General features: G+C 52.6%; 16 protein-coding genes and 1 tRNA gene. 11 read left to right on the forward strand and 6 right to left on the reverse strand.

Annotated elements, in window-relative coordinates; genetic code table 11:
- Window positions 1-24: 24 nt before the first annotated feature.
- Both ACFSSA_RS13565 and ACFSSA_RS13570 read left to right on the forward strand, forming a co-directional pair.
- Window positions 25-98: transfer RNA gene (locus ACFSSA_RS13565), tRNA-Pro, on the forward strand.
- 57 nt (window positions 99-155) lie between these two features.
- Window positions 156-626 carry a tRNA (cytidine(34)-2'-O)-methyltransferase gene (locus ACFSSA_RS13570; protein WP_386821058.1) on the forward strand — a complete coding sequence of 157 codons (471 nt, stop codon included), beginning with the start codon at window positions 156-158 and terminating at the stop codon, window positions 624-626.
- A gap of 29 nt (window positions 627-655) precedes the next feature.
- Here ACFSSA_RS13570 and ACFSSA_RS13575 read toward each other — a convergent pair whose 3' ends face one another.
- Complete coding sequence (locus ACFSSA_RS13575; protein ID WP_386821059.1) at window positions 656-2,038, reverse strand: hypothetical protein; 1,383 nt, start codon at window positions 2,036-2,038, stop codon at window positions 656-658.
- Window positions 2,039-2,089: 51 nt separating this feature from the next.
- Window positions 2,090-2,692 carry a DOMON domain-containing protein gene (locus ACFSSA_RS13580; protein WP_386821061.1) on the reverse strand — a complete coding sequence of 201 codons (603 nt, stop codon included), beginning with the start codon at window positions 2,690-2,692 and terminating at the stop codon, window positions 2,090-2,092.
- Between the two features lie 133 nt (window positions 2,693-2,825).
- On the opposite strand from ACFSSA_RS13580, the gene ACFSSA_RS13585 reads away from it, so the two are divergent.
- The 9 genes from ACFSSA_RS13585 (at window position 2,826) to ACFSSA_RS13625 (ending at window position 16,819) form a co-directional block, all read left to right on the forward strand.
- Complete coding sequence (locus ACFSSA_RS13585) at window positions 2,826-3,587, forward strand: DUF1287 domain-containing protein (protein WP_386821062.1); 762 nt, start codon at window positions 2,826-2,828, stop codon at window positions 3,585-3,587.
- Between the two features lie 77 nt (window positions 3,588-3,664).
- Window positions 3,665-5,374, forward strand: a complete 1,710-nt coding sequence (locus ACFSSA_RS13590; protein ID WP_386821064.1) for a transglycosylase domain-containing protein — start codon at window positions 3,665-3,667, stop codon at window positions 5,372-5,374.
- 42 nt (window positions 5,375-5,416) lie between these two features.
- A complete protein-coding gene (locus tag ACFSSA_RS13595; RefSeq protein ID WP_386821066.1) occupies window positions 5,417-6,067 on the forward strand; it encodes a hypothetical protein in 651 nt (216 codons plus the stop codon).
- Between the two features lie 11 nt (window positions 6,068-6,078).
- Window positions 6,079-6,648: an SET domain-containing protein gene (locus ACFSSA_RS13600; protein ID WP_386821068.1), complete on the forward strand. Its 570-nt coding sequence runs from the start codon at window positions 6,079-6,081 to the stop codon at window positions 6,646-6,648.
- A 3-nt stretch (window positions 6,649-6,651) separates the two neighbouring features.
- Window positions 6,652-8,553, forward strand: a complete 1,902-nt coding sequence (gene dnaG / locus ACFSSA_RS13605; protein ID WP_386821069.1) for a DNA primase — start codon at window positions 6,652-6,654, stop codon at window positions 8,551-8,553.
- Window positions 8,554-8,735: 182 nt separating this feature from the next.
- Window positions 8,736-11,072 (forward strand): alkaline phosphatase D family protein, encoded by a 2,337-nt coding sequence (locus ACFSSA_RS13610; protein ID WP_386821070.1) that lies wholly within the window; start codon window positions 8,736-8,738, stop codon window positions 11,070-11,072.
- A gap of 20 nt (window positions 11,073-11,092) precedes the next feature.
- A complete protein-coding gene (locus tag ACFSSA_RS13615) occupies window positions 11,093-12,583 on the forward strand; it encodes an arylsulfatase (protein ID WP_386821071.1) in 1,491 nt (496 codons plus the stop codon).
- A complete protein-coding gene (locus tag ACFSSA_RS13620; protein WP_386821072.1) occupies window positions 12,583-14,340 on the forward strand; it encodes an arylsulfatase in 1,758 nt (585 codons plus the stop codon). The genes ACFSSA_RS13615 and ACFSSA_RS13620 overlap by 1 nt, the downstream gene beginning before the upstream one ends.
- 136 nt (window positions 14,341-14,476) lie before the next feature.
- Window positions 14,477-16,819 (forward strand): beta-galactosidase, encoded by a 2,343-nt coding sequence (locus tag ACFSSA_RS13625; protein ID WP_386821073.1) that lies wholly within the window; start codon window positions 14,477-14,479, stop codon window positions 16,817-16,819.
- 176 nt (window positions 16,820-16,995) lie between these two features.
- Here the strand turns inward: ACFSSA_RS13625 and ACFSSA_RS13630 are convergent, their stop codons facing one another.
- The 4 genes from ACFSSA_RS13630 to ACFSSA_RS13645 form a co-directional block, all read right to left on the reverse strand.
- Window positions 16,996-18,849 (reverse strand): right-handed parallel beta-helix repeat-containing protein, encoded by a 1,854-nt coding sequence (locus ACFSSA_RS13630; RefSeq protein ID WP_386821074.1) that lies wholly within the window; start codon window positions 18,847-18,849, stop codon window positions 16,996-16,998.
- 105 nt (window positions 18,850-18,954) lie between these two features.
- Window positions 18,955-20,100, reverse strand: a complete 1,146-nt coding sequence (locus ACFSSA_RS13635; protein ID WP_386821075.1) for an AraC family transcriptional regulator — start codon at window positions 20,098-20,100, stop codon at window positions 18,955-18,957.
- Window positions 20,101-20,129: 29 nt separating this feature from the next.
- On the reverse strand, window positions 20,130-21,704 hold the full coding sequence (locus ACFSSA_RS13640; RefSeq protein WP_386821076.1) for a sulfatase family protein: 1,575 nt from the start codon (window positions 21,702-21,704) through the stop codon (window positions 20,130-20,132).
- A 38-nt stretch (window positions 21,705-21,742) separates the two neighbouring features.
- Window positions 21,743-23,137: a sulfatase gene (locus ACFSSA_RS13645; RefSeq protein ID WP_386821077.1), complete on the reverse strand. Its 1,395-nt coding sequence runs from the start codon at window positions 23,135-23,137 to the stop codon at window positions 21,743-21,745.
- Window positions 23,138-23,167 lie beyond the last annotated feature (30 nt).

The raw sequence follows: 23,167 nt of genomic DNA on the forward strand, positions 1-23,167 counted from the left end.
CTTTTTTCTCCTTCCGACATTGAGCGGGCTGTAGCGCAGTCTGGTAGCGCACTTGCCTGGGGGGCAAGGGGTCGTGGGTTCGAATCCCGCCAGCCCGATTTTCTTTTCCCATTTTTTCTTCGGGGAAGACTTGGCAATCGTGCGGGGAGCTGATTATGAACCTGTCTATGTTCAATATCGTCCTGCTGGAGCCTGAGATACCGCATAATGCGGGAGCGGCAGGTAGATTGGCATTGGCCACTGGGTCGTCATTGCATCTGGTTAAGCCATTGGGCTTCTCGCTTGAGGATAAATATGTGCGTCGGACCGGCCTTGATTATTGGCAGGATGTGGATCTCCATGTCTGGGAAAGTTATCCGGAGCTGGAGGAAGCGATGCAAGGCCGACAAATGTGGTTATTATCCACCAAGGCAAGTAAATCGCCATGGACCGCAGACTTCAGGCCGGGTGATTGTCTTGTGTTTGGAAGGGAGACGAAAGGCCTTCCCGGGGAATTGATCGAACGGGCGGGGGATCATGCTCTGAAAATCCCGATGGTGCCAGGAGGAACGCGCAGTCTGAATCTTTCAACTGCCGTGGCGATCGTTCTATACGAGGCGGTGCGGCAGCAGGCACCGGAATGGTAGATCATATCCGCCGTGTGGTGGGAGAGAATCTACGGAGTGGAGATCTGGCTGCGGGAAGTGATTTTTACAAACGGCTTCTTCTTTGAGCTTTCCCGAAAGGTTTTTCCGGTGAGGAGGATTTTTTTTCCGATGAGTGCGGTGAAGCCGCCACCTGGAAAATCATCTTCATAATCGGACTTTCGAATGATCCCGTTGATTTGGTTCGGGTCGTAGGGGTTGGAGAAATTCAGATAAAGTGTCTTGCCGGAGCTGGAGAGGCGAATGCCGCGAAGGGTGCCGGATAGTTTGACGTCTGTCCCGCTGGGGAACGATTCCACCAGAACCACGTCATCCGGGCTGAGTATTCCGCCCCGCTCTTCCATGATTTGGAGCTGCTCCTGGAGCAATGCAGCCTGGGTATCGTGGTTTTCCGCTGCCTCCTGGCTCAGTTTTTCCGCCAGGTCGTTTGCGCGGGACAATGCTTCGCTGCGGGTTTGAGATTGTCTTTCCCGAGGCTTTTCGACTGGAGGTGTTTTCTCGGCCGATGTGATCACTTCGGATATAGTCTGCTCGGTATATTGGGGGGAAATCGTCGGAAGCTTCGTATTCTTCGGAAGATAGAAGTAGCCGGCCGCTCCAATCATCACAATGAGTGCGGCGATCACCAGAGGGGTCTTCGAGCTCGGCTGTTTGACCATGACAGTGCTCGCAGGGCGTGTCGAGCGGCGGACCAGGGTTGACTCACGGTCGGGAGCTGCGCCACCGGTGCAACTGGCAAGTCTCTCTCTGGCTTCCCGCAAACTGGTTTCGGGGTTGGCTTTTATCCATTTCAGCCAGCCGCCCAAGCCGTTGCCTGCCTGATCGCTCACAAGCTTGTTTTGCCACCCGGCTAACTCTTCGCCAAGCTCCGCGATCGAGGATAGAGTCCGGGACTCGATATCGCGCCCCAACCACTTGAACGGACAAATCCAAAAGGTGAAGCTTCGCTCGCTATCCTGGGTGCCGAGGACGATGGATTCGACATCGGTCTCAATCCACACGGCTTCCTCGCCAAGAACGTGGGAAAGGACAATGGAAACCTCGAGAGCGATGCGCAGAAGATCGATCACCAATGCCGGATCAAGGACTTCTCCCGCAATAATGGTTTTGAGCGAAACGCCTTCAATCCATTGGGTTACAATGAATGGAATACCGTCGATTGGATCCAGATCACCCGCGACGATCGAGCGGAGAGCCGGGTGTTCCACAAAGCATAGCTTTTCAGCCGCAGATCGGAATGATGCAGCTTCGGCAGCGTCCAGTCCGCCACCATTTTGTCCATAAGGAAAAAACCTGCGGATAGCCACAGGTTCGTGATTTTTTGTATCAGTGCCTCTGTAAACAATCCCGGTTTCGCCTTGCGCGATAATTTCTTCAATTTCGAACCGGCTCATTTGTCGGAAGATGTTAGACGCGGAAACGGGTCGCTCCAAGCAGGAAGAGGGCTAAAATGACGGGATATCGATGAGATCCACCTTGGAGAACGCCATCGGTTGATGGAAATCCGGTTGTTCGCCGGGAAGTCGGTTTACGCTGTGGAACGTCCGCTTTGGTGTGCCCAGGATGAATGAAGCATTGATTCTGCTTTCTTCTCCGAAACCGATAGCCTCTTTCAGAAAGGACAGGGGAATCGCCAGCGCTGCCAACCAGGAATCCGACGGATCTTCCTGATGGTAGCTGGTAATGATCCCGGTGAAATCCGGTTGATTTTGGGCCGGCATGCGAATGGCACTGAACTTCGATGCCCACCATGCCCCGTTTGCCGCAAGGTTGAATTCCAGATACTCCCCGCTATCCGGACGCGCGATGAAAAGCTCGGCAACATCATATTCCCATAGGCCATAGACAAAGGCACCCGGGATGGCATCCGGTCTTGTCTGCGCGGCGGACTGCCGTGTGGCGATAAACCATAGCTGCTCCGAATCCATCGCCAGAGCAAATCCCTGGGGGGGATCCAATGGCTTCCCAAACCAATCCGAGGATAGCCCGAAAAGTGGAAGATCCAGCTCGCCCCATGATAGCAATGACGGTGAATTGAAAATTTTCATGGGCTATGTTTGAATGCAAAAGACAACCCGTGGCCAGCCTCCATTCTCCCACTCCAAAAATAATGGGATTATCTTATATTTTTCGTGGTAACCTGGTGCTGATTTTGCTTTCCTGATTGCAATCTTACACGAAATGGCACGTTCACGCTCAGGATATTACAACGCGATCGAATACATCGGGCCACGCCCGCAAAAACCGAAGAAGCCGAATTTTTTTGGAGGCTGGGTTATCGTCGCAATGACCCTGGGAGCTGGATTCTTCTTTGCAAAACCTTGGATAGGTAGCCTGATGGCTGCACAAAATGGCCCCACCAGTGAGCAGGTGGAACTCGTGATCCGCGAACTGGAGCATACGGGTGAAATCGGCGATCAACTCGCTTCGGAAGCGCTCAAATATTCTTCGAAATCGATCACCTATGATCCGGCTTACTACAAAATCGGTTATCCTAACGGCGATGTGCCGCTATCCAAAGGGGTGGCCGCCGATCTGGTGGTCCGCTGCTATCGAGAGATCGGAATAGACCTGCAGGAAAAAATCCATGAAGACATGGAAAGCGATTACCGCAGCTATCCGCAGCTTTGGACCTCTTCGGAACCGGATTCGAATATTGATCACAGACGGGTGCCGAATCTTCAGGCCTTTTTCTCGCGCTATGGAGAAACCGTTCAGCCGGACAAAGCCCGTGATCCCTCCACTTACAAGCCGGGAGATATTGTAGTATGGGCGCTGGCAAATGCCGAAACCCATATCGGAATCGTGGTTCCAGGCCCTTCCGGAGAAGGCTCGACTCCCTGGGTGGTTCACCATCCCGCAGGTGGCGGCGTAAAATGGGAGCCCTCAGTCTTCAGTCATCAAATTCTCGGCCACTTCCGCTATCCTGCCGACGAGGAGTAAATTTTGCGAACAGCCTGGATTGAGGTTGGTGTGAGGGCGATTGTGTGATCCCGTCCCACAAAGAAGTTATCTGAATAATGTCAACCTGGCGCCCGATCACAAAAGCACCGTTATGGAGAAGGTGCCTACCAGCTTGGCTACATGGGCCGGCGGTTCTCATGTTCTCTCTATCGGTGGTCGGCGCTGTGATCGCCCTGGGAGTTGCGTTTTTCTATTTTCTCCTAGCTTCCAAATTTGATCTCGATGAGGTCGCGAAGCTGCCTAGCGGCACTGTATATTACGATAGGAATGGGAAAGAGATTGATGTTCCGGGGTCCTCCGGGCGCAAAATCGTTTCCAGGGATGAAATCCCGGATTTTATGGTGGAAGCCCTCGCTGCCCGGGAGGACGCGCATTTCTTCGAGCACAGTGGAGTGGATTTCAAGGGCTTACTGCGGGCGACCGTGAGGAATGTGAAGGACAGGGATTTTACCCAGGGCGCATCGACGTTAACCATGCAGCTTGCGCGGAACACTTTTGAGATGCGCGCGAAATCGCTTCACCGGAAGGCTGTGGAAATTGCTCTCACGCTTCGGATCGAAGGCCGCTATTCCAAAGATGAAATTCTTACCAGCTACCTAAATCGGATCTATTTTGGCTCCGGGGCCTACGGAGTGGAACAAGCGGCAAAAACTTATTTCGGAAAGTCGACCGCGCAGCTCCATCCCGGGGAATGTGCGATGATTGTGGGGATTATCCGCGGCCCCCACATTTTCTCTCCTCTGAGAAACTTACCGGCTGCCATTGAGCAGCGTAACCAGACGCTGGCACGGATGGTTGATGCGGGGTTTATCACAACGGAGCGGGCGGAGGCGGTCAAGGAACTGGAGATCCGTCTTACGAAGGACGATGGAAGCTCTGAAAATCAAAGCTCATACGCTCTTCTCGCAGTCAAAAGAGAGCTGGAGAAGATCATGGAGAAGGAAGATATCCTGCTCAGTGGCTTGAAGGTTTACACGACATTGGATAGCAGCTGGCAGGGGCGATTGGAGACGGAGCTGAATCGGGCGGTATTCGCGTTGGAGAATGAAAACGGGTGGGAGCATCCGACGCATTCCAGCCATGAAAGCGGAACCGAAGCGGATTATTTGCAATATGCGGCCGTCACCACCGAAACCAAAAGCGGAGCGGTTCTAGCCTTGATTGGCGGCCGTGATTTTTCTCATTCCCGCTATGATAGGACCCGCTCGAAACGTGATCTGGGTTCTGCTTTCGAGCCATTTGTCGCGGCAGCTGCGGCGGAGAGAGGGAAGCTTGTCCTGCCCGGCAGTCCGCTGCAGACAGGCCGTCAGATCGGCCCCGCGGAAGTGGAGCGTTTATCGAAACGTTGTGGACTTTCCGGCCCGTTTCTCCAGACGGAGGATCTATTTCGTGGAGCCGTTGCCGCGACTCCGATGGAAATGTCCGTGGGACTTGCAACGCTGGGCAATAAAGGAAAAAAGCCAAAGCCGTTTTTCATAAGGTCGATCAAGAACCTCGAAGGAAAGGAAATCTACCGGGCAACACCTTCACTGGATCCCGCATTGAGCAGCGCGGGTGCCCAGGAGGCTATATCGGTATTGGAACAGCGGGCTGGAACCCGTAGCTTCACAGGGGCAACAGGGTCCGAGCGGGATGCCTGGACCTTGCGCCTGGGTCCCGCAGGATCCACCGCGATATGGATAGGCTTCGATCGGCCACAGAAAATCGCCGGAGAGCGCAGATTGGACGCTTTACTGGATGAGTTCGTGCAGAGACTCGGGAACTAACGACGGACGGAAATATTTCCCGGAGGACATACTCAATACGAGATGGAGTTGACGGAAAGGCGGGTGGGGGGCATGGGTAGTGACATGAAGTTCTTGTTCTGTTTGTTTGCGATGGTGATCAGTCTGCGCGGGCAGGAAGTTGCTGTGGAGAAAGCTCCTCCGGAAGTCATCGCCTCAGCAGTGAAAGCTGTGGCGGATTTGGGGCAGGAAGTCGTTCTCGGACGTTACAAGGTAGCGGTGGACAGGATGTATCCTCAGTGGAAAGAGCGCACGGCGATGCGTATGGGCGGGATGGAAAATCTGGAAAGACAGCTCGATGGGGTGGCAAAACAGATGCTCCAACAAGGGATTTCCATCACGGATTTTACTCCGCAGGGGCAGCCGCGGGCGTTCGAGGTGTTTCCCGGGAAAAAGGTGGAAACGATTGATGGCCGGCAAGTCGAGAGCCTGCGTTACACAAAGTGGCTGGTTCTCGTGCCCACGGTCACCCGATTCCGCACGATGATTGAAGGAGATCCTGTGGCAGTAGTCATTGAAAGCACTGGCTTCCAGGTGGCAATTTCGGAAAAGGGAAAAGACAGCTGGACCTTCATTGATGGGGCGGGTGTGACCGTGAATGATTTACGTAGTCTCTTCATTACCCTGCCAAAGGATTTGGAACTTCCACCTCTCGAAAAGCGCCAGATTAGATAGCTCCCCAGATCATGCCGAAGAGTCCCACAAAAATCAGTGAGCGTGAGCTGCACCGGAAGATGCTGGCCATGTGGAAGCGTGGCCAGAGCGAGCTTTGCGAAGTCCGCGAGTCCGAGATTCACGGACGGGGTGTTTATGCGACGCGCGATATTCCTGCTGAGGAAAAAATCATCGAGTATGTCGGTGAACTGATTGATAAATCGGAGAGTGATAAGCGTGGGGTGAAGCAGCACGAGCAAGCGGTGCAAACGGGGGATGCGGCCGTCTATATTTTCAATCTCTCCAATAAATACGATATCGACGGAAATTTTCCCTGGAATACCGCACGCCTGATCAATCATTCCTGCGAGCCGAATTGTGAAGCCTGGTCTGTGGGAAAAAAAATTTTTATTCACTCGCTCCGCGACATCAAAAAGGGCGAGGAGCTGACTTTCGATTATGGTTTTGACGTCGAGTGCTATGAAGATCATCCCTGCCGGTGCGGGCGCGAGGGCTGTGTAGGATATATCGTCAGCCGCGAGCAATGGGAGATCCTGGATGAAAAACTAGGGCGCGGAAAATTCGCCGGAAAAATAGAATAAACCGTGGGCCTGATTGCCAAGGAAACGATTGAGCAGGTGCTGGCGGCGACGGATATCGTCGACCTCATCGGGAGCTATATTCCATTGAAGAGAGCAGGCACCGGCTATAAGGCGAATTGCCCGTTTCACCACGAGAAAACGCCCTCGTTCAATGTCAGTCCCTCCCGGCAGTTTTATCACTGCTTCGGCTGTGGGAAAAGCGGCAATGCCATTGGCTTTGTGATGGATCATGAAGGGCTCCTGTTCATGGATGCGCTAAAAAAGCTGGCAGGAAAGGCAGGTGTTCATCTGGAGGAGGAACCGGACACGCCAAAGGCAAAGGCAGCCAGACAATCCCGCGGGAGATTATTGGATCTTCATCGTGAGGCTTCGGCTCTTTTCCACGCACATCTTCTGACAGATCCCGCATGTGAACATGCCAGAAACTATCTCAAACAACGTGGCTTCGGTAAAGAGATGGCGGAGCGCTGGGAGATTGGCTGGATGCCGGAGAACCCGGAGGTTTTCCTTCGATGGGCAAGGGAGCGCAGATTCACCGGGAAGGAACTGGTCGGCTCTGGATTGGCGGCGCTCAAGGATGAGGAAAAACCGGCGGCGGGGCTGTATGTGCGCTTCCGGGATCGACTGATGTTCCCTATCCGCAACGAGATTGGCGATGTGATTGCGTTCAGCGGCAGACAGCTGAGGGAGGATCGACGGTCGGGAAAATATATCAACTCTCCGGAAACCGATATTTTCAAAAAATCCAATGTGCTTTTCGCCCTGGATAAAGCGAAAAAGGCTATCCTCAAGGAGAAGACTGTGATCCTTTGTGAAGGCCAGATCGATGCGATCTCTTGTCATGAGGCCGGTGTGGAAAATGCGATAGCGCCTTTGGGCACCGCATTCACCGCCCAGCATGCGAGGATTCTCAAACGCTACGCACAAACCGCAGTGTTGTGTTTTGATGCGGATAGTGCAGGGGTGAAAGCTTGCGAGCGTGCCTTCCGCGAGCTGGCACCGGAGGGGCTTTCGGTGAAGGTGGTAGAGCTGCCTCCGGGCGAAGATCCCGATACCTATATCAAGGCGAAAGGTGTGGATTCGTTCCGTGCATTGGTGGAAAGTGCCCGGGATTTTTTCGATTTCAAAATAGCATTTGCAAAAAAGGCCGGAAGCCTGGACAGCGCGGAAGGCAAGGCATCGCTTTCCCGCGATTGCACGGATCTGCTGGCATTGATGGGCGATCACGCTTCCCGGGATCAACAAATCAACGTGGTCGCCAGCATGCTTGGTCTGGGTTCCGCCACCCTGCGGGAGGGAATCGGGGGTGCTGTCAAACGAGCGAAAACACAATCGACAAGAGCGGCGAACAATCGCTCCCCGGAGCCTGTGGAAGAGTATCAGGAAAACCTGGAGCCTCTGGCACTGGACAGAACCGTGGGTTATCTTTGCCAGCTGGCGTTGGCATCCGCCCCAGCGCAACATTTCCTCAACGAGCAGTTTGAAACATTGCACGAAGCGAAGGCGTGGGTTGAAGGTGTTGGCCTTCTGGAGCGGATTTTGGCTGCATCTCCAGATCCCAATTCGAGTGCGGCGGTCAATGCCTTCGTCGCAAGTCTTCGAAAACGTGAGCAGATGGCTTTGCATCGCGAGATGAGTCTACTGGAAATGAATCCCGGGGATGGTCTGCAGGCAGCCGAGCAAGCACTTGGGATGCTGTCTTCTGTCGTTCTGCAGAAGCGGGACGCCGCAGTGAAGGCGGCGCTGACCAAACCGGGAATAACTCCGGATCGGATGAAGGAGTTGCTTGAGGAAGCAAAGGAGATCGCAGCCTTATTGCGCTGGAGTGGTAGATCGGTCTATAACGATGAGCTTCCGCAGGAAACCGTCAAAAAAGAAAAGAAATGGCGGGATTGGAAAAAATGAGCGTTTCTTTTCTCGGGAAACGGTTTTGTGAAATTTAGGCACTCTCCATTGCGTTTAGATGGTTGCCGGCAGCGGAGCTACTATGGCGTTTTCGGCCAATCTGATAGGCGCGGGATTTGTCGCGCATGTAATTGCCCTGCCGATGAATTGAACTTTCCAGCTAAACCGGATAGATAAAACCAATGAACGAAAAAATTTCCCGGCGCTCGGCGCTCAAGTTAGTGGCTGCAGGAACTGTAGCCGGAATGGCCGCAGGGCCTCGGTTTGCCATGGCGCAGGATGCTGCCGCGCAAGACGTATGGGCAAATACCCATGACCGCGTTTGGCTGGGGGGTGGGTTTTGGGCCAATCCCATGGAAAACTGGAAGATCGCCGATGGAGCGGCGGAGTGCCAGAGCATGGGCCCGAATCGGAGCATCCACTCGGTAACGCATCAGGTGACGGATCCTTCGAAGGGATTCGAGATGTCAGTCCATTTGAGTCAGCTGGAGCAAAACGAACAAGATGCTGGAGCAGGGTTTCGCATCGGTATCCATAGCGAGCTAAACGAGTATCGCAGCAATTGCTTCGCCGGAAACGGGATCAATGCGGGAGTGATGAATGGACAGCTGATCCTCGGTGCGAAGCACGAACCTTTGTCGGAGGACGCGAATCCTAAGGACTTGTCCTTGCGGCTATCGGTGAAAGCGGACAATGGAAGAATTGCCGTGACTTTGGAAGCCGGCTCCCCGGTGGATGGACTCAGCCTTGGTGCGATCACAGAGCATTTCCCTGCGGAGTTGATTTTGGGAAATGTCGCCTTGGTCAGTAATTATGGAGCTTCCACAAAGCATGGAGCACCGAAGAAAGCGTCTCAAGCGGCATCGCGTTACCGCTTTAGTAACTGGACTATGATGGGCGAGGCATTTTCAGTGCAGCCCGAACAAAGGTTCGGGCCGATTGTATGGTCGATGTATTCCTTGAGTGATTCGCGTTCAGACGAGGGCTTTGTCATGAAGATGAGCGCACTGACAGGTCCAATGGGAGCCGATGACAGCCAGGTTGTGGAACTCCAGGTTCAACGAGAAGGCAAATGGGAGTCTCTGGGGGAAGCGAAGCTGGATCCGGATGCGTGGGTCGCGACTTTCCGGATACCGAATTGGAATGAAAAAACCGCGATTCCCTACAAGCTCGTTTATCGGGAGAAACATGTGGATGGCACTGAGACTCCGGATGAATGGACCGGGACGATCCAGGCAAATCCAAGCGGGCGGCCTCTGAGAATGGCGGCACTTACCTGTCAGAATGATTACGGGTTTCCCTATGAGCCGGTCTCACGAAATGTGGAAAAGCTCAAGCCGGACCTGGTGTTCTTTTCAGGAGACCAGATCTACGAAAGTCATGGTGGATACGGTATTATCCGTGAGCCGGCGCAGCCAGCGATTCTGTGTTATTTGAGAAAATTTTACCAGTTTGGTTGGTCGTTCCGGAATGTGATGCATAGCCAGCCGACGCTTTGCCTGCCGGATGATCATGATGTGTTCCAGGGAAATATCTGGGGAGAAGGCGGAGCCGCAATGACCGGGGCGGATGAGAGTGCTTCATCAAAAGGGGGATATCGCGAGCCCGCCCGAATGGTGAACGCCGTGCACAAAACAAACGTGGCCCATCATCCCGATGCCTATGATCCTGCACCATCCCTCCAGGATATCAGCGTTTACTACGGGGATATGGTCTACGGGAACGTTGGGTTTGCCATAATTGCGGATCGTCAATGGAAGAGCGGCCCCGAGCATGTCGATACGGGAGAAGGTCGGGAGGATCACGTGGTGGATCCGGACTTTGACACTGCTGGCCTAGACAAACCGGGCTTGGTTCTGCTGGGTGCCAGACAGGAGGAATTTCTCGAAAAATGGTCTGCGGACTGGCGCGGCCATGAACTTAAAGCGGTCTTGAGTCAGACCGTTTTCGCAGGCGTGGCGACACACCATGGCGACTATGACGGCTACTTGAAAGGCGATCTGGATTCCGGAGCATGGCCGCAGACTCCACGCAACCGGGCAATCGATCTGATGCGTCCGTCGATGGCGCTGCACATTAATGGAGATCAGCATTTGGCCTCGCTTTGCCAGTATGGAGTGGATCAGCAGCGCGATAGTAATTGGTCTTTCTGCACGCCGGCCATTTCCGCGGGGTATCCCCGTTGGTGGCGACCGGATGAGAGCGGCATGCCCCATGAGAATCGGCCAAACCATGGACTGGATCATACCGGTGAGTATTTGGACGGCTTTGGCAACAAAGTATATGTGTATGCCGTGGGGAATCCTGTGGTTGGAAAAGACAAAAACCGTTACAAAAAGGCTCACGAAAAAGGTAGTGGCTTTGGCTTCATCACCTTCGATACAGAGGCTAAAACCTATACGCTCGATTGCTACCGCTTCCTTGTGGATGCGGAGGATGGAAAAGACTCCAATCAGTTTCCCGGTTGGCCGGTGACCATCCAGCAGAAGGAAAACCGTGGTGAGAACAGCATCGGATAACGTTACACCCAATGATGAATATGAAGTTCCCAATAACTCTCTTAGGTAGTCTGCTTCTTTCCTCCCTCTCGTCCCTTTTGGGAGCCGGGCGTCCTAACATCATTCTCGTGATGCCGGATGACATCGGCTACGGAGACTATGCATGCCTTGGCAATCCTATCATGAAGACCCCTTCGGTGGACGCTTTCAAAAAAGAGAGCCTGCTATTCACGCAGTTTCATGTAAGTCCCACTTGTGCGCCATGTCGTGCCGCGCTCATGAGCGGAAGGCACGAATTCAAGAACGGTGTCACCCATACGATTCTTGAGCGGGAGCGTATGGCGCTGGACACATTTACCCTACCGGAGATTTTGAAAACAGCAGGTTACACCTCCGGTATTTTCGGTAAGTGGCATCTTGGCGACGAGGAGGCCTACCGCCCTGAGAACCGAGGATTTGATGAGGTTTTCATCCACGGTGCCGGAGGTATCGGACAGACCTATCCCGGATCGTGTGGAGACGCGCCCGGTAATACAAATATCGATCCCGCATTGTGGCACAACGGAAAGTGGGAAAAGACAAAGGGGTATTGCACCGATCTGTTTTTTGATCAGGCACTGAAATGGATGGAAAAGAAAAAACAATCCAATGAGCCCTTCTTTGCCTATATCACGCCAAACGCGGCTCACGGCCCGCATGTCCTTCCGGAAGAATATTACCAGCACTACCTTGGGAAGCCAGGCGTGAGCGAAGACCTGGCGAAGTTCTATGGGATGATCGAAAATATCGATACGAACTTCGGCAACATGCTGGCGAAGTTGGACGAATGGGGAATTGCGGAGAATACCTTGGTCATCTACTTGGCTACGGATAATGGCGGCACTGCTGGCGTGAGAATTTTCAATGCCGGAATGCGTGGCCAGAAAGGAACCGAGTATCAAGGCGGGACCCGCGCACCGTGTTTTTTCCGCTGGCCCAGCGGGGGAATCAAGGGAGGGAAGGAAACCAGTGCGTTGAGTTCCAATATCGACATTTATCCCACACTTGCGGAGATCGCTGGCGCGGAAATCTCAGAAAAAACAGCAAAGCAGGTCGAGGGGATCAGCCTGGTTCCTCTATTGAAAAACCCGGATGCCGAATGGCAGGATCGGATTCTTGTTCACCATGTGGGACGTTGGGAAAAAGGAGGGAGCGAGGAAGCCAAATATACCAAATGCGCGATCCAGAACTCGCGTTTTACGTTGGTTGGTAATAAAGCGCTTTATGATCTCAAAGCCGATCCGGGCGAAACGACAAATATTATAGCAGACTACCCGGAAGTAGTGGCGCAACTACGTTCCAGCTATGAAAAATGGTGGAATGAGGCTAAACCATTAATGGTAAATGAAGATGTGGAAGCTCCCAGAATCAATCCTCTGAAAGCCTTGTATTGGGCGCAATACGGCGGTGGCCCGGATGAAGCCATGCTGCGTAGAATGAATCCGGATCTGCCCGTGCTGAAGCCTGCAAGATCAAAGAAAAAACAAAAGTGATGAAATCTCGATTTATATTCAAAGCCGCGTTGCTGCTCATTCCTTTTTCATCCCTGCGGGCAGAAGGAAACCCTCGACAGCCGAACGTGATTGTCATTCTTACCGATGATCAAGGCTATGCGGATATGTCGGGCCACGGGAATCCATGGCTCGATACGCCAAATCTTGATAGACTGCAGCGGGAAGGTGTTTCGCTGGAAGACTATCATGTGGATCCCGTGTGCACACCATCGCGCGCCGCACTAATGACCGGACGGTATTGCATCCGTGCGGGAGCGTGGGCGGTTACCGAGGGCCGGCAGCTTTTGAATCCAGATGAGAAAACCATGGGAGATGTGTTTTCTGCCTCCGGCTACCGGACGGGCATGTTTGGAAAATGGCATTTGGGGGATTCATTCCCGTTTGCTCCCCGCTACCGTGGATTCGATACCGTTGTCCGCCACATGGCGGGTGGCGCGGATGAGATTGGAAACCCGGAGGGGAACGACTATTTCGACGATACCTATTTTCGAAACGGCGTTGCCGAGCAGTTCGAAGGTTACTGCACCAATGTGTGGTTCGATGAAACTTTGAAATTCATCAATCAGCCCGAGGCAAAAAAACCGTTTTTCATCTACCTTCCACTTAATGCGATGCACAGCCCACATTTCGTGGAAGAAAAGTATTCCAAGAAATTCACCGAGCTGGGGATGCCTGAGAAACGGGCGACATTTTACGGAATGATCGAGAATTTCGATGAGAATCTTGGCAGGTTGCTTTCCTCTTTGGAAGAGACCGGATTGGATAAAAATACTATCGTGATCTTCATGGGAGATAATGGCACCGCCGAGGGATCAGACGGAGGTGTAAATTCCGAAGATGGTTTCAATGCGGGCATGCGGGGTAAAAAAGGTTCCGTTTACGAAGGTGGTCATCGGGTGGCATGTTTTGCGAAATGGCCGGATCACTTCCCGGAGGGCAAGAAGATCACCGAGCTTACCAGTCACCGTGATTGGTTGCCGACATTGATCGATCTCTGCGGATTGGAGGCTCCACAGGATGTTCATTTTGACGGGAAAAGCATCGCGCCATTGCTCACGGGCAAGGCAGAAGAATGGCCGGACAGAATGTTTTTTCTAGATCGGCAGAATGATGATCTCCGGAAGCCAACTCTGACGCAAACGGGCGCCAAAGGTCCCCAGTTTGCGGTTTTGACCGAGAGGTGGCGTTACGTTAACGGTGAACTTTACGATATTGTGCAGGATCCCGGGCAGACCAAAGATCTGGCCGATCAGTTTCCTGACATCGCAGAAAAGCTTTTCGCGGCTTATGGGAAATGGTTCGATGATGTCTCGGCACACGATGACAGATTTACCCGCCTCCAGTTGGGTGCAGATCCGTCCGGCAGCACTGAGTTTACCATCCGCGATTGGCACCCTACAGAGGGGAACGTTATCTGGCGCCCCAGTCAGCTGGACGACGATAAGTTGTTCATCAATGGCTTTTGGGCGATCGATGTCAAAACCGCAGGCAGGTATGAAATCAAGCTATCCCGTTTCCCTGAGGATAACATGAAGCCTATCGAGGCATCTGACGCACGGATCAGAATCGGCGAACAGGAAGCACGACAAGCGCTCAGTCCGGAGGCTGGATCGGTAAGCTTTGAACTGGATTTGAAACGCGGTCCGGCTCTCCTGGAGACATGGTTTACCGACGGAAAGACCGGGAAAACTAGGGGTGCCTATCACGTATCCTGCAGATTGCTTGAGGCCGATTAGGCCAACCCACAGACCGTTGGGCCAGACCAAGTGGGCTCGCTGGGAGTGTTTCCGAAGAGAGATATTCTGTGGGCATGTCATATAATGATATTGGCGTTGAAAGAATGATCGATTTGGCGAGTAGTCCGTATTGCTCATGACTAAAATATTACAACTTCCGCTGATGTTAGCTGGCGTGCTCAGCTGCATGCCGCTGGCAGCTCAGAACGATTCCAAACCAGCTGAAAAAGAATGGCTGGAGCTGAAAGGTAAAGTGGCTGAAAAAGAGAAGCGGCTCCTCGCTCTGATCAAACAGGCGGAAGAAAAAGGTCTCAATACGGACTACGCATCCGTTTCCAGGACGGTTCTCTCAACCTTCCAAAAAGCTGCGGAGTTCGATTTTCAAAACTTGGAAGAAGTCCGCAAGATATTTCAAACCTACGGCTACTATTCAAAAATCGACCCTGCCGAAACGGAGAACCTCCCCGTGTATGAGATGACGGATTGCCTGACCGTTGCGGATTTTGCGATTGCCGAGCTAGAACAGCAATTGCAGGGGGCCCTCAGCCTCGAAGCACCTGTGGATTTCTCGAAGGGTGGCATGACATTGGAAGACGCCTACTACCGGAAGGATGGAAGAATTGTTTTTCCGAGCACGATAACGTGGATGGGGGATAGCGAGGAAATGCTTGAGGCATTCGGGAGAATGGGCGGAGGATACTATGGGATCAGTTTTCTGGGAAAGGATGGGAAAGTCTCCAAAGGACGGAAAGATGCGGTATATCGACGGGCAAAAGAAGAGACAGCTAAGAATATGGCTCCTGCAGACTATTTCATCGGGCATCATGCTGCAGGTTGGATGGAGGAAGCACATCCGGAAATCCTGGATGGAGCCCGGCACTTCACCAAATATGATATCGATAATCCCTTCATTCGGGAAAGTCTCGATCAGCTTTTTTCGCAAATGCTGCCAGGTTGGTCACAAGCTTTCGGCAATGTCCCCAAAATGCATTTGCTGGCAAACGAGCCGAATTTCTCGACCCAACAGGGCGGATGGCTGGCAAAGAACGGAGTATCCGGCATAACGATGGCGAAGTATCGGCAATGGATTGTTCAGAAATACAAAACGCTTGCCGCGCTCAATGAATCCCATGGCACCGAATATACCTCATACGATCAGGTGCATGTGGAATTGCCCATTGATAAAACGCTTAGAGGAACGGCAGTCTGGTATGACTGGTGCCGCTTCAATATGGATCGGGTAAATGAGTGGTTCACGTTTTTGAAAAAGCGTGTCCACGCATATGATCCCGAGAAATCTCCAGTGACGATCAAGATGCTCGGATACATTCTGGGAGATGAAGATAGGGATGACGGAATGGATATGGAATATCTCACCCGTCTTCAGGAAATCGTAGGTGCCGATCTCCGGGTCACCCCACGGGGAGCACAATTTTTCGGGAAAAACGAGGTTGGGAACGATCCCGAAAAAGGTTGGCAGGCTTATTACGATTACGAGTGGCAGGAGCAATCCATGTATTTGGATTTCTCGAAGTCTCTGTGTCCCGATCGGCCTTTCTACGATTCGGAATGGCATGGCTTGAGCTCTGTCAGTTGGCGACATTTTGATCTCAAGCGGGAGTATGTCCGCTCGTCGCTCTGGCTTGCTTTCACTCATGGTATGGGCGCGATCAATCCTTGGCTTTGGGGAAGGTCTGAAGATGGAGCGCTGGGCTCCAATGCGGATCACATCGGTGAGCTATCCACACAACCTATCGCGCTTGATGCCTATGGACGAGTGATGAAGGAATTGAATGCCCATTCAGAGCATGTCGCGGGAGCAGTGCCGGATCTGCGGAAAGTGATGATTTATTATTGCGAGGAATCAGCTATCCAGACCGGTGAGTATATCGCTGGAGTGAAAGCGGTCTACGAGGCACTGAAGCTATTGAATGTTCCCGTAGGCTTCGCGACTCCTTCGATGCTCAGTGAGCTGAATCTGGAGAAACAAACTCTGTTGATCACGCCCACTCCATTTATCACGGACAAGAACCTCAAGGGGCTGGGCGCATTCATCGAAGGGGGTGGTAGAGTAATGACTGTGGGGCCGGAGAGAAGCTTTGTGAAAAATGAATTGGGAAAGGAGCGCGGCGAGAAAACAACGTTAGACACCGTGCGGTCCTTCGCTGAAAGCACAATAGACGGATATTGCTCGACGTTCCGGAAAGAGATGGATGCTGACCTGTTCTCGATGTCTTGTGAGGTGCGGATCACGGATGCGGACGGCAAACCCGCCTACGGTGTCATCATTACGCAACATCCTAATGAGGAAACGGGAGTTGTATCCATCACGCTGAATAATGTGAGCCGTTTTGAGCGCATTGTTGAATTGGGTGATGGGAATTCTCCCGTGAAAGTGACGGATCTCATTAGCGGTAAAGAAGTTTCCCCCGAGATCATCCTGAAGCCTTGCGATGTCCGGTTGCTGACGGCGGAATGAGGCGCTCCGCCGGGTTAGGCTCGTTCCATCGGTTGATTCCATCGTAGATCTTCAGGAGATTCGGGAAGCGCTCTTCTGGAGATCAACCTTTGTTCATCTGTAAGGTAGGAAGGCAAAAAAAAGAGGCTCATCCACGTTAGATGGAGAGCCTCATAGTTCAGGTGAAAGGGAAAATGCTATTTGCTTGGTGCTGGCTGATTTGCTTTCTCCTGCTGCAGGTTTTCGTTCTGCTCGATGGTGACGTTCTCCGTATCACCGGAGATCCGGATCGTGCCGCTTTCTCCAAAGCCAATAAACTTGTTCCCCTTGATGGTGACCTTATCACTGTAGTGGAGATCGATGCTCGGGAAGTCCCGGGCAGCTGGATAATCGCTACTAAGTTCGATGGTATTATCGGAAATATTCAAGCCTTCCACCGAGTTTGAGTAGGCGATAAGCCCGTTGAAGCTTTTGATGCTGTTCCCGGTGAAGTTGATATTTCTATGGTAGCGGCCATCACCGAACCTCTGCTCGTCATTGAGGAGTGGGGATGCGTAAAGGGGATAGCGGTCAGCCCCTTCGTAGCCGATGTTCACAAAAGTATTGTTGGCGATAGTCACGTCCTCGACCGCACCGGACTCATACCAGACATTGTTATCACCTTCGATGAGGATGCCGTGCATCTGCGAAGAAAAGTAGTTTTCTGTAACGGTGACTTTGCCTTTCGTGGTGATCAGAGCGGAACGTGCGCGATTTTCACGAATGACGTTGTGAGTCATTACAAGATCCGGATACCAGGTCATATTTTCCATGGAGAGCGGACCCTGGGGAATCTCCGCGGGCACATTTTCCAAGGTAACCATGAAATGCTTTTCATTGATCGGCCGGACGCTTTCGACTGTGCCTTCAAACAGCGGGAGAACGGTTGAGCGATCCATGACCATAATTTTATCACCCGCTTCCGCGAAGGTCAGACCCCATTGTTGGAAATGGCTGATCGTGCATAGGAAGTTCTTTTGTCCGAGGTATTCATCGATAATGACATACGCTCCATGGACGTTGATACCATCATCGAGCATGTGCTCGAAAAGGCAGTGCTCCAGCTCGATAGTTCCTTTGCAGCCAATGAAGTGTGTGGCGTCGGCGCGGGTGGAGATGAGACGCTTGTCGGTAGAAGTGACGACCATATGATCGAGTTTCAGGTTTTCACAGCGCTCGGCGATGAGGCCCATACCGCCCGCTGCATAAACAGTGACATTATCGATGATGATGTCTTTCGAATCGGAGGCGTGAATGGCGGGAGCAAGACGGCTGGTCGGGTGGGAGCCGTAGGTGACGATGACGCTGCCCACAGGGGGCAGTTTCTTGCTGAACGAAGCGGTGAGCTCGACGCGATTCCCATCAAGCTTTTTAGCGCTCATCGGGTGACGTGGATTTAGCGAGTAATCCCTGGTTTCATGCATGGGCGACCGCGTTTTGGGATCGAAAAGAATGTTCGTGGCGATCGGATCCTGCCAGTCATAATGGTCAAAGAGGATCTGGCCTTTCTCTATGGTGTAGGGAAATTCATCGCTGTCGATCTCGACTGTGATCGCTTTTCCATTCGCCGAGTGCTCGACGACTTTCAACTCACTCTGAAACGGGCGTTTCCAATCGATGGAAAAGTTTTTCAGGGTCACACCGCTGGAGCCATCCAAGACGAAGGGGACGATCCGGCCGTGAAAGATAAAGCGGGAATCTCCGCCATTGATGGTGATGTTTTTGCAATCCATCAACGGGAAAGCGATCCGCTTGAGGCTGTTGTCGTGGTTGGCCACTGCGCGATATTTCTCCAGCGCCCGATCCGGGTAAAAATCGTAGTCACCCTTCGGGAAGATCAAGGTGACGTCCGGTTCATCTCCGACGGAGAGGATCAATTCATTCAGGGGAAGGCTCGCATCCTTTCCAGGAATGATGCCGAAGTCTGCCACGTTGATATCCCGGGCATTTGCGAGGGCGGTGCTGAGGCAAAACCCGCTTATCAGGAAGTTCTTAAGATTAATTTTGGACATTAGTTAAACTTAATCTATCAGCTCGACCCGTAATTGTAATTCGCGTTTACGTAAAATATGTGTGTGATTGTGCCATTTTATCGGTGGATAATACCAATTTTCGCGTCAGATTCGGAATTGCTTGCGAAATTGTCTTGGGGATTGGCCGGTGGATTTTTTGAATACATGACTCAAATAATTGTAAGTCGTGTAGCCGCAGGCCTCTGCCACATCCTGCATCGGCAGATCTGTTTCAGATAAGAGCTTGCTGGCACGTTTGATCCTGATCCGCCTGACCTCGTCTGTCGGACTACGGCCGAAAGCTCGCTGAAATCGATTCTCCAGGGAACGTCTGGCCATGGGGACGGCTCTTAGAATATCATCCATGGAGATGGGCTCGAAGGCGTGGTCTCTGATATATTGGATGACCTGGACGAGTCTAGGGTCTTCCACGGCAAGGGTATCGGTTGATAGTCTCTCGATGATCCCCATGGGTGGAAGGTAAATGGTTTTGTTCTCAACCGGTTCACCGAGTAGTTTGAGGTGAAGCAGCTCGGCCGCCTTGTAGCCGATCTGTTCGGTAGGTGCCATAATTCCCGAAAGGGCGGGAAAGCATGCATGGCTCAATAACTCATCGTAGCCGCCGCTCAGGATAGCCACATCGTGTGGGACACTGATGTTTTCCTGCATGCAGCAATCCACGACCTGCCTGGCATATTCGTTGCCCCAGACGAGTAGGCCGAGAGGCTTCGGCTGGGAATTGATCCATTCGGCCAGTTTTTTCGAGTCCTGTAGTTCGCTTTCCCGCAGAGCGAAGGTTTGATAGGGGAGTTTGTGCTGCGAGACCGCATTTTTAAAATGCCGTGAGTAGGCTGCAGGATTGGGCAGATGGAACGGCCCGGCAAGCGCGACATTGTTGATTCCCCGGTCAATGAAATGTTCCACCGCTAATTTTGTGCCGATGGAATCGTCTGTGCGGACGCATGCGGAAGCGAAATCAGGGACGTCAAAGTCACAAACGTTGACCACCGGTAACTGGGACTTCTTGATATCTTCTGCAAAACTTGGCGTGGCAACCCGGGCGATGATGCCATCTCCGCGCCAGCCGCGTGGCAGATGCTCCAAGGTCTCTCTGGTGCCGGTCCTTACCCAGATATGCCATGGGCCTACTTCGTTGGCATAGGAGATGATACCCTTAACGATACTGCGTCCCCAGCTGTTGGAGGTGCTGACAAAGATGGCGACTTGCGGGATTTCTTTTACGGGCGGCATGGTGTGGGTTTATTTGGACGGACCGGTTTTCAGTTTGGAAAATCGGGCTCGAAGTCGGACTCGTTCACCCAATCCGCCTTCACCTTTTCACCACTCATCGCGCGCTTGTAGAAATCGCGCTCCACGGGGTTAGCACTCGGGTAGGTATTGAATACAGGACCGTTGCCCGATGAGCGGGGATCTCCCTGTTTTTCCAATTCTTCCTGGAGTTGCTTTTTCAATCCCGCGTAGGCAGAGGCCTTGTCCGGATTTTTTGCCAAATTATTCATGCACCAGGTATCTTTGCTGAGATCGTAGAATTCTTCCGCGCCACGTTTGCCAAAACAGAGATCCCAGAATTTCTTTGTATCCGGATCGTGACGGGATTTCAGGACCTCGGTCTTGGTAGGGCTGCCGTCTGTATCCAGATAGCCGGTCTGCGGATTCCCGCCTGGCCACCTGTCTGGCTCCACATTATTGATGTATAGCAGATCATTTTTCACGATCCCGCGGATCGGGTATCCATGATCTTCCGGGCGGCCGACATCATTACGCTCGCGGCCGATCAGCACGTGATCACGCTCTTCGACGACCTTGCCACTTTTTTCGGTTTTGAAAAACTCCGTTAGGCTGCGACCTGTAAATGGGTGCATCCCAGATTGTTCTGCGGTGAGGCCGGCCACTTCTATAAAGGTAGGGGCGAGATCGATGAAGCTGACATAATCCTCGATAACGCGGTCCGGGACAATGGTTCCTTTCCACATGATGGCCATGGGGAGGTGATTGGAATTCTCGTAGGCGTAGCCTTTGACCCTGGGGAACGGCATTCCGTTGTCACTGGTAACCACGATCAAGGTGTTTTCCAATTCGCCGCGCCTTTCGAGTTCCGCGAGCATATTGCCGAGATGTTTGTCAAAGTGCTCTACCTCGTAGGCATAATCGAGCATGTCGTTGCGGACAGCCTCATTATCCGGCCAGTAGGGAGGAACGTGCGGGAGATCGGCCAGCTTTTTACCGCCTTTGGAAACGCCGGTGCCATATTCGTAGGCACGGTGTGGCTCCGTGCTGCCAAACCAGAAAACCCACGGTTTTTCTCCGCCGGCCGCATTGAGGAATTCCTTGAAGTTTTCCGTGTAGTCGACATCGGAAATCTGGTTGGTGGGGGGCTCAAGGGTCTTGTCGGAAAATACCGTTCCCACAAGATTCCGTAATTTCCCCTGCTCGTCCTTTGCCACGCCAGGAGCCCATCCTTTTCCTGTCATCCCGGCGAAATATCCGTTCTCTGAAAGAGCTTCGGAAAAGGATTTGAACTCTGTCGGGAAGTAAGCCCAGTGATTCGCCGCTGCCTTCAATTGCCATGGATTACGTCCCGTGATGATGCAGGAGCGGGAGGGGCCGCATTTTGCCGTTGGGGTATAGGCGCGCGTGAACAACATCCCATCCTTGGCGATCTTATCGAAGTTAGGAGTTTTGATCCACTCGCAACCGTAGGCTCCCGCATGCCCGAACGACCAGTCATCGGCCAGAGCGAATAAAATGTTCGGGCGTTTCTGATTGGTTTCCGGGGCTGCGAAAAGTGCTCCGGCCATCGCCAGTGGCAGTGCGATCAAGAGTAGATTTTTCATGAGGAATACAGGTTTTATGGAAAAGGAATACGAAGCAGCTACTGAACGCCGGAATATTTTTCGACGCCCATGGATTGCTCCCACGTCGCGAGTTTTTTCCGGAGTTCTTCAGCTTTTTCCGGGTTCGATGTGGCCAGGTCTTTTTCTTCCGAGATATCCTTCGCGATATTGTAAAGCTTTACTTTGCCGCTTCTGTAGGCGAGCAGCTTCCAATCGCCCTCGCGAACGCTGGCGTAAAGATCTTCATAAGCGCGGTAGCCATAGATTGGCTCGCCTCTATCCAGCGTGGTGTCTTCCCTGATGACATCGAGGAGTGAGATTCCATCCAAATCCTTGTATTTCGAAACATCGCCTCCAGCGATTTCGACAAGCGTGGGGAAAAGATCGGTTGATTGAACGATGTTTTCGTTCTTGCTTCCCTGCTTCGTCACTCCCGGCCAGTAGAATGCGAAGGGGACGCGTGCTCCGCCCTCGTAGAGCGTGTCCGATTTTTTCCCGCCGTGGAAAGGTGGATTTTCGAAGGTGCCACCTTGATCCGAGAGAAGAATGACGATGGTATTCTGATCAAGTTGTTGTTTTTTCAGTGTCTCGCGGATCCTGCCTACTGAGTCGTCCAAGGACTTCACCATCGCCGCATAGTGGGCGTCTTTTCCGGTCATGCCTTTTTCTTCAAAGTGTTTTACGTAGTCCTTTCTCCCGATTTGTGGACCGTGGACTGTGTAATACCAGAGGCTCAACATGAAGGGCTGGCTACTATCATATTTCTCGAGAAATTCCACGCTCTCATCGGTGAGTTTGTCGGTGAGATAGCGTTCCTTCTCATCTTTGTAGACATCGGAATTCTTAAAATAGGGTGGGTTATAATTGCTCGGATGGCCCCAGTTCGATGTTCCTGCCTGTGAATCGAAACCCTGGTGGATCGGATGATACGGCTCGTGGCCGAGGTGCCATTTTCCCACAAAATAGTTGTAGTAACCTAGCTCTCCAAGAGCTTCCGCATAGGTGGTCTTCTCAAGTGGCAACCAGTTCCGGCAGGGGAAGTTCGCGGGGTCTGTCTTGAGTGTATGGAATTCCTCATCGGTTCTTCCGAATTGATCGAAGCCATCCTTGTTCGGTGCCGTGGGAATGTGGCGGACGATCCGTAGGCGGGCGGGGTGTTGGCCGGTGAGCAGAGTGGCCCGGCTAGGACTGCAAGTCGGGCAAGCGATGTATGCTTGGGTGAAATCGATCCCGTCTGACATGAGCTGATCAATATTGGGAGACTCGAATTTCGGGTTCCGGGCATGAAAATCCGCCCAGCCCCAGTCATCGACGAAGAGCAGAACGATATTGGGCTGCTTTCCATCGGCGAGGGTTTTGGCATCCTCGGCCCGGCTGGGAATGATAACTGCTGCTAGCATGGCAGCGAGTGTGAGAAGGTGTTTCTTTTGCATGATCTGAAATGATTGGGATTGCGCTCAGCG

Source organism: Luteolibacter algae, assembly GCF_042683045.1.
Lineage (GTDB): Bacteria > Verrucomicrobiota > Verrucomicrobiia > Verrucomicrobiales > Akkermansiaceae > Luteolibacter > Luteolibacter algae.

Excerpts from the sequence above, each read along its gene's own strand:
- ACFSSA_RS13570 (WP_386821058.1), top strand. The coding sequence starts at position 156 with ATGAACCTGTCTATGTTCAATATCGTCCTGCTGGAGCCTGAGATACCG.
- ACFSSA_RS13575 (WP_386821059.1), bottom strand. The coding sequence starts at position 2,038 with ATGAGCCGGTTCGAAATTGAAGAAATTATCGCGCAAGGCGAAACCGGG.
- ACFSSA_RS13580 (WP_386821061.1), bottom strand. The coding sequence starts at position 2,692 with ATGAAAATTTTCAATTCACCGTCATTGCTATCATGGGGCGAGCTGGAT.
- ACFSSA_RS13585 (WP_386821062.1), top strand. The coding sequence starts at position 2,826 with ATGGCACGTTCACGCTCAGGATATTACAACGCGATCGAATACATCGGG.
- ACFSSA_RS13590 (WP_386821064.1), top strand. The coding sequence starts at position 3,665 with ATGTCAACCTGGCGCCCGATCACAAAAGCACCGTTATGGAGAAGGTGC.
- ACFSSA_RS13595 (WP_386821066.1), top strand. The coding sequence starts at position 5,417 with ATGGAGTTGACGGAAAGGCGGGTGGGGGGCATGGGTAGTGACATGAAG.
- ACFSSA_RS13600 (WP_386821068.1), top strand. The coding sequence starts at position 6,079 with ATGCCGAAGAGTCCCACAAAAATCAGTGAGCGTGAGCTGCACCGGAAG.
- ACFSSA_RS13610 (WP_386821070.1), top strand. The coding sequence starts at position 8,736 with ATGAACGAAAAAATTTCCCGGCGCTCGGCGCTCAAGTTAGTGGCTGCA.
- ACFSSA_RS13615 (WP_386821071.1), top strand. The coding sequence starts at position 11,093 with ATGAAGTTCCCAATAACTCTCTTAGGTAGTCTGCTTCTTTCCTCCCTC.
- ACFSSA_RS13620 (WP_386821072.1), top strand. The coding sequence starts at position 12,583 with ATGAAATCTCGATTTATATTCAAAGCCGCGTTGCTGCTCATTCCTTTT.
- ACFSSA_RS13625 (WP_386821073.1), top strand. The coding sequence starts at position 14,477 with ATGACTAAAATATTACAACTTCCGCTGATGTTAGCTGGCGTGCTCAGC.
- ACFSSA_RS13630 (WP_386821074.1), bottom strand. The coding sequence starts at position 18,849 with ATGTCCAAAATTAATCTTAAGAACTTCCTGATAAGCGGGTTTTGCCTC.
- ACFSSA_RS13635 (WP_386821075.1), bottom strand. The coding sequence starts at position 20,100 with ATGCCGCCCGTAAAAGAAATCCCGCAAGTCGCCATCTTTGTCAGCACC.
- ACFSSA_RS13640 (WP_386821076.1), bottom strand. The coding sequence starts at position 21,704 with ATGAAAAATCTACTCTTGATCGCACTGCCACTGGCGATGGCCGGAGCA.
- ACFSSA_RS13645 (WP_386821077.1), bottom strand. The coding sequence starts at position 23,137 with ATGCAAAAGAAACACCTTCTCACACTCGCTGCCATGCTAGCAGCAGTT.